This window comes from Actinomycetota bacterium (assembly GCA_035759705.1).
Classification (GTDB): Bacteria; Actinomycetota; CADDZG01; order JAHWKV01; family JAHWKV01; genus JAJCYE01.
In genome coordinates this window covers 1-6,207 of the sequence record DASTUJ010000144.1, presented here as the reverse complement: position 1 = coordinate 6,207, position 6,207 = coordinate 1, and the positions used below count along the sequence as shown (strand labels likewise).

6 protein-coding genes are annotated in these 6,207 nt (G+C 65.4%); 3 read left to right on the top strand and 3 right to left on the bottom strand.

Annotated features, from left to right (window positions below; genetic code table 11):
- Both VFV09_10045 and VFV09_10040 read right to left on the bottom strand, forming a co-directional pair.
- A partial coding sequence (locus tag VFV09_10045) for a YceI family protein (protein HEU4868058.1) occupies positions 1 to 686 on the bottom strand: 686 nt, incomplete at its 3' end.
- A 188-nt stretch (positions 687 to 874) separates the two neighbouring features.
- Positions 875 to 2,293, bottom strand: a complete 1,419-nt coding sequence (locus tag VFV09_10040; GenBank protein ID HEU4868057.1) for a hypothetical protein — start codon at positions 2,291 to 2,293, stop codon at positions 875 to 877.
- A 154-nt stretch (positions 2,294 to 2,447) separates the two neighbouring features.
- Between VFV09_10040 and VFV09_10035 the strand changes: the two genes are divergently transcribed.
- Positions 2,448 to 3,278 (top strand): PfkB family carbohydrate kinase, encoded by an 831-nt coding sequence (locus tag VFV09_10035; protein ID HEU4868056.1) that lies wholly within the window; start codon positions 2,448 to 2,450, stop codon positions 3,276 to 3,278.
- On the opposite strand, the gene VFV09_10030 is transcribed toward VFV09_10035, so the two are convergent.
- Positions 3,275 to 4,753, bottom strand: a complete 1,479-nt coding sequence (locus VFV09_10030; GenBank protein ID HEU4868055.1) for a phospholipid carrier-dependent glycosyltransferase — start codon at positions 4,751 to 4,753, stop codon at positions 3,275 to 3,277. The two genes, VFV09_10035 and VFV09_10030, sit on opposite strands and share 4 nt — an antisense overlap.
- A 192-nt stretch (positions 4,754 to 4,945) precedes the next feature.
- Between VFV09_10030 and VFV09_10025 the strand changes: the two genes are divergently transcribed.
- Complete coding sequence (locus VFV09_10025) at positions 4,946 to 5,281, top strand: DUF192 domain-containing protein (protein ID HEU4868054.1); 336 nt, start codon at positions 4,946 to 4,948, stop codon at positions 5,279 to 5,281.
- The gene (gene rsmI / locus VFV09_10020; protein HEU4868053.1) at positions 5,278 to 6,096 is read left to right on the top strand and encodes a 16S rRNA (cytidine(1402)-2'-O)-methyltransferase; all 819 of its coding nucleotides are present in this window, start codon (positions 5,278 to 5,280) and stop codon (positions 6,094 to 6,096) included. Before VFV09_10025 ends, rsmI begins: the two co-directional genes overlap by 4 nt.
- The last annotated feature ends 111 nt before the right edge of the window (positions 6,097 to 6,207 follow it).

Sequence of the window (6,207 nt, the reverse complement as noted above, 5' to 3'; positions counted from 1 at the left end):
GCCTCGATCTGAAGCTCAATGTGCCGGCCGACCAGCACTCCGCCCGCCTCGAGCGGGCGGTTCCAGACGAGCCCGAACTCCTCCCGGTCGATGTTGGCCCTGGCCTCGAACGCCAGCTTGGGCTTGCCGCCGGCGTCGCTTTCCCTTCCCAGGAACTCCACGTCCAGCTTCAGCGGCCGGGTGACCCCTCTAACGGTCAGCTCGCCGCTTACTGTGCAGTTGCGGAAGCCGTGCACCAGCAGCTCGGTGCTCCGGAAGTGCATGTCGGGGTGGTTGGCGGCGTCCAGGAAGTCCGCCGACCTCAGGTGGGCATCCCGCAGCGGAAGGCCGGTGTCGACACTGGCCGTGCCGACCCTGACGTCCACCCAGGAGTCCTCGGACCCGGACCCGACACTCAGGTTTCCGGATACGTCGCTGAACTCTCCCCGCACCTTGGCAAACACCAGGTGGGGAGCAACGAATGCCACCTTTGTCCTCTCCGGGTCGATGGTCCAGCTGCCGGTGAGGTTTCGGGCCTCAGCCAGCGGGTCCATCCGCCGAACAAGCTCGCGGTGGCGAATCCGGTAGACGCCGCGGTCCTTTTGAACGCCGAGGGCATGCGCCCATGTCCTGTCGAGGGTCACCCATCCGTTGGGCCGGTTGAAGGGAAGTTGTCTTGTCGCAAGCCAGTTGAGTTGTTCAGTCATAGGGAGTTCCTCCTCAGTGGGTGTTGGGATCCCTGATTTGAGATTAGCGAGCCGAAGGTTACGGGCCGGTTAGGTTCCCGCGAACAATCTGCGCTAAAAGAAAAGAGCCGGTCACCCGTAGGTAACCGGCTCTCTTTTCACCACTGTCGAGTGGCAACTCGACCTCACACTACCGCAGTCCCGGAGGATTACAAGGTGATTCGGGCGATCACCCCTTCCTCGTTGCCTCCAGCTGCTGCGTCCGGCCCCATCCAGCCGGATACGATCGCCGAGCTCTCGTCCTCGCTCAAAGCGATGGAGAAGAACGAGTCGGTTTTGCCCCCGAGGTCGACCTGGTAGATGCCGTCCCGGCCGAAGGTTTCGTCGAGCTCGCCGTCCTCGGTCAACATGACCAACATCCCGTTGATGTCGGTCTCGGCAGGCTTGCCGCTGCCTGCGATCAGGATGTTGCCGTTCTCCAGGACCACCAGGTCGCGTCCACGGTCGTCCTGACCGGAGATGTCGATGCGAACCAGGCCGTCCTCGCCGAACTCTTCATCCCACTCGCCCTCCGAGGTGAAGCGGGCGGCGATCATGTCCACCTTCTCCTCCTCGGTCGCCCGGCCGTAGCCGGTGATGATGAAGGAGTCGCCCTGCAGGCCGACCTCGTATGCCTCGGCAACCGCCGGCAGGAGCTCTGCGCTGGCGATTCCCTCGTCGCCGAAGTCGGTGACCAGCTCGCCGCCGTCGTCCAGCTTGAACAGCACGGGGGAGATGGGGCCGTCGCCGACGCCGGAATAGCCGCTGACGACTACCGAGCCGTCCTCCAGCTCCAGAGCCTGGCGGGGTGACTCGTTGCCGTCGTCGATGTCCATAACGAACACGCCCTCTTCGGCGAACGAGGTGTCCGCCTTCCCGTCCTCGGTCAGACGCAGAATCGCGAAGTCACGGTCGGTCTCGTCGGGGCCGTCGTGCAGCTTGGCGCCTACGATCAGGATTTTGTCGTCCTCGAGAACCGTCAGGCCGAACATGGTGTCGCCGACGAAGTTGTCCTCTACCGCCCTGCCGGTGCCCAGGTCGAAGCGGGCGACGCCGTTGTCACCGAATGTCATGTCCTGCGTACCGTCGTCGGAGATCTTGACTGCTGCAATGTCGGTGTCCCGTGCGCCGTCGCCGGCGGCTGCCGGGTCGTGCTCGACCGGGCCGGCCAGAACGATGCTGCCGTCGGAAAGGACGCCCATCGAGCTGGCCCTTTCGCCGGTCTTTCCGCCGACCGCCACGTTCACCGATGCGTAACCCTTGTCCGCGAACTCGGTGTCCAGGTCGCCGTTCTCGTCGAACCGGGCCACGGCCATCGACTGGTCGCCCGTAGTGGTGAGAAATCCGGCTGCGTAGTACTGCCCGTCCTCGCCGTTGGCCACCGAGACGAACCGGTCGGCCTCAGGCGACATAGAAACTCTTGAGACGCCACCCAGACCGAAGGTGGGGTCCAGAGCCCTCACCGCAGAAGCTTCGGTTACATCGTCGTCCCCGTCGCCGTCGTCCGCCGTCTGGGCGCAGCCACTTCCCACCAACAGGGCCGTGGCCATGAACAGCCCCAACCCGCGCCTGCTTTTACTCCTACTCATACAATGTCCCTCCGCCGCCGCTACTTAGGTCACACACACGAAAAGTAGTGGGCTCCCTGCCGTCAGATATTAGGCAGGCCAAATATATGCCTTTAGGCTGTTCATACACAAGGCGAGGGTGCCGTTCTGTCGAGCAGACGCTAGCCTGATGCTCATGCGTGTAGCCGTCGTCGGACACATCGAGTGGATTGACTTCGTCCGCGTCCCCCGCATGCCCGGCCCGGGAGAGATCATTCACGCGGTGGAGGCGTGGGACGAAGCGGGGGGAGGGGGCGCCGTCGCGGCCGTCCAACTGGCCAAGCTGGCGGGCACCGCCGACTTCTTCACGACCGTCGGGGACGACGACCTCGGCCGGCGCGCCCGGGTGGAGCTCGCCCTGATGAACCTGAAGGTCCACGCCGGGGTCCGTGAGGACGCCCAGAGGCGGGCAATCACCTTCATCGACCGCTCAGGAGACCGGTCGATCACCGTTCTCGGGGTCCGCTCCTCGCCCTCGTCCGCCGACGACCTGCCGTGGGAGCTGCTCGAAGGCGCCGACGCGGTGTACCTTACGGCCGGTGACGTCCAGGCGGTGCGCCTGGCCCGAAAGGCTAAGGTCCTGGTGGCCACCTCGCGCATACTGCCCCTGCTGAACGAGGCCGGGGTCGAGCTGGACGCACTGGTGGGAAGCAGCGTCGACCCATCGGAGAGATACGTCGACGGAGACCTCAGCCCGGCCCCCAAACTCGTGGTCCGCAGCGCAAGCGAGGCCGGCGGCACCTACCGGGTGGCCGGCGGGCCGGTCCTGACCTACCCGGCCACCCCGCTTCCGGGACCGATGGTGGACACCTACGGCTGCGGGGACAGCTTCGCCGCCGGGCTTACCTTCGGTCTCGGCCTGGGGCTGCCGCCCGGCGAGGCCCTGCACCTGGCCGCCCGCTGCGGGGCCGCCGTTGCCACCGGCAGAGGGCCCTACCCGGCGCAGCTAACTCGCGCCGACCTCTAGATCCAACCGCACTTCAGGCCGGCGCAGTCGAAGTGGGGGATCCACATGAGCTTTTGCCACAGGTCGTAGTCCATTTCGATGGCGGTGAGGATCGGGAAGAACACCACTGTCATAACCCCCACCCCAACGATGAGGAATCCGGCGACGAACCTGCGCCCGGCGCGGCCTCTCTGCCGGAGGGCATTCAGCGCGGCGGCCAGCCCGATCATGAAGAACGGCACTGCGGGGGTCATGTAGAAGAAAAAAAGGGGCCGCGACACCGCCAGCCAGGGGACGTACTGGGCGGCAAAGGCGGCCAGGATCACCCCCTCCGGCCGCCAGCTGCGCATGCTGCGGACGGCCAGCCAGACCAGAGCAACCAGCGCGGCGTACCAGGTGACCACGTTCGCCATGCCGATGATCTCGCTGGACCGCCCGTCGGCCCCTTCGTAAAAATACGCCACCGGCCTGAGGACGAGGGGCCAGGTCCAGGCCTTCGACTGGTAGGGGTGCGTTGCCGTCAGATGTAGGTGATAGTCCGCCACGCGGTCGTGGAGGTCGGCGAAGTTCAGGGCCAGGCCGGTCGCTCCCTTCAGGCACTCGCCTTCGGTCAGCCCGTAGAAGCCGGCACTGAAGAAGCGGTCGTCCGAAGAGGCGGGGACGGTGTAGGCGCAGTCCTGCGAGCTCTCTTTGACGAACCACTCGGAGTAGGAGGCCAGGTAGACGGTCAACGGCACGAGCCCGAAGGCGATCCCCGTAAGGATGCCATCCCTGAGAAGGACCCCCCAACCGGCCGGCCCGCGGTCCGCCGGGCGCTCCGGTGCCGGCGGATCCGCCTCCCGGGCGCTCTGGCGACGGATGCGCCAAAGCCCGATGGTCCAACCCAGGCCCAGCAGAGCGGCCGCAGCCATGGCGTAGATCGCCGACCACTTGACCGACAGCGCGAGCCCGAAGGCAAAACCCGACGCAACGCGGCTCAGCAGCCGGCGCGCCGGCGGCGGCCCATCGTTCCCCGACGAAAGATGCTCGCGGATCGACAGCACCGCTTCCCGGTCCATGGCCAGGAACAGAAAGCCGAGGACGATGAAGAAGGCCAGGAAGATGTCCAGCATCGCTATCCGGCTCTGCACGAACAGTAGAAAGTCGGTGGCCACCAGCAAGGCCGAGACCAGAGAGATCCAGCGGTTACGAAAAAGCCTGCCGGCCAGGAGGTAGACGAGCAGAACAAGGCCGACTCCAAAGACCAGAGCGCTGATCCGCCAGCCGAACGAGTTGTTGCCGAACAGCTTTATGCCGCCGGCGATCAGCCATTTGCCCAGCGGGGGGTGGACGTAGCTCTGCTCCGAGGTCCCCGTCAACCCGCATTCTTCCGGCAGGTAAGAAAGGTAGATGCAGGCGTCCTTGGCGTAGTAGGTCTCGTCGAAAACGAGCTCTTTGGGTACGGCAAGCCGAACGAACCGGATGACCGCCGCAAACAGCAGGAGCAGGGGCAGCACAAACCGCCTTTCCCACCACTCGAGTCGCGCCGGACGATCCCGCCGATCCGAGGGCGCCACCTCGTCGAAACCGGGCTCCAGGTGGTCTGATCCTTGAGCTGGGGGTGATGAGATCGAATCGATTCGAATTCTCCTGCGGAAAGGGAATTGGGTCAGTATATGGACGCTTGCACCATCCTCAAGGAGGAATTCTTGTATCTGACCGACCCGGATAATCCGCGCATCGCCGTGGAGGTCTTCAAGCCGGTAGGGCTCTTCGGGCACGCCCGCGGGCTGCTGGGCCGCGTGGAGGTGGGCCGGGGACGGGGGTTCCTGCTTCGGGCCAAGCAGATCCACACGATCGGGATGGTGTTTCCCATCGACGTGATCCACATCAACCGCAAGGGAGAGGTGATCCGGCTGAGGACCCAGCACCCGGGAAGGATCGGACGGTTCGTGGTGGCCGCCAGGTGGGTACTGGAGATGGACGCCGGAGAGGCCGAGAGGCTCGGCATCCGGAAGGGCACCAGGCTGGTGTTCCAACCGTGACCGGCCACCTGTACGTTTGCGCCACCCCCATCGGCAACCTCGAGGATGTCTCGCACCGGCTGCTGAGAGTCCTCCAGGAGGTGGACCTGATCGCCGCCGAGGACACCCGGCGGACCCGAAAGCTGCTCACCGCCCACGGCATCCGGGCTCAGATGACGGCTTACCACCAGGGAAACGAGCACAAGCAGACCGACTACCTGGTGCAGAAGATCCGCCAGGGCACCCGGCTGGCGCTGGTGAGCGACGGCGGGATGCCGGGAATCTCGGACCCGGGTTACCTGCTGGTCCAGGCGTGCATCACGGAGGGGCTGCCGATGGAGGTGATACCCGGCCCGTCGGCGGTGCTGAGCGCCCTGGTCCTGTCCGGCCTTCCCACCGCACGTTTTGCCTTCGAAGGCTTTCTCCCCAAGCCTTCAGGGGAGAAGCGAACCCGGCTGCAGGGACTCGCCGGCGAGGAACGAACCATGGTCTTCTTCGAGGCCCCAGGACGGGTAAGGCCGACGCTGGAGGCGATGCGTGAGGTTTTGGGCGACCGCCGCATGGCGATGGCCCGGGAGCTGACGAAGGTTCACGAGCAGGTCGTCAGGGGCAGCATCGACGAGGTGCTGGCCGCGCTGGAGGAGGACTTGAAGGGCGAGGTGGTGCTTATTCTAGACGGGGCTTCGACCTCCTCGGCGAGCCTCTCGGACGCAATTTTGATGGCCCGACGGCTCGTCGAGGAGGGGATGACCAAGTCGAGGGCGGCTGCGCAAGCGGCCTCTGCCGTGGGGGTTCCCAGGAGGTCCGTCTACGAAGGCCTGCTGGAACCCACCTGAGGCCGACTCTCAGGTGGCCGGAACTGCTCTACGCTGTCAGAGAGTCCAGTCCAGAAAGACAAGAGGTGCAAACCATCCGCCCACTGTATCCTTTGAGCTCTGTGCGACTGC

Coding starts and splice junctions, on each gene's coding strand:
- VFV09_10040 (HEU4868057.1), bottom strand. CDS start 2,293: ATGAGTAGGAGTAAAAGCAGGCGCGGGTTGGGGCTGTTCATGGCCACG.
- VFV09_10035 (HEU4868056.1), top strand. CDS start 2,448: ATGCGTGTAGCCGTCGTCGGACACATCGAGTGGATTGACTTCGTCCGC.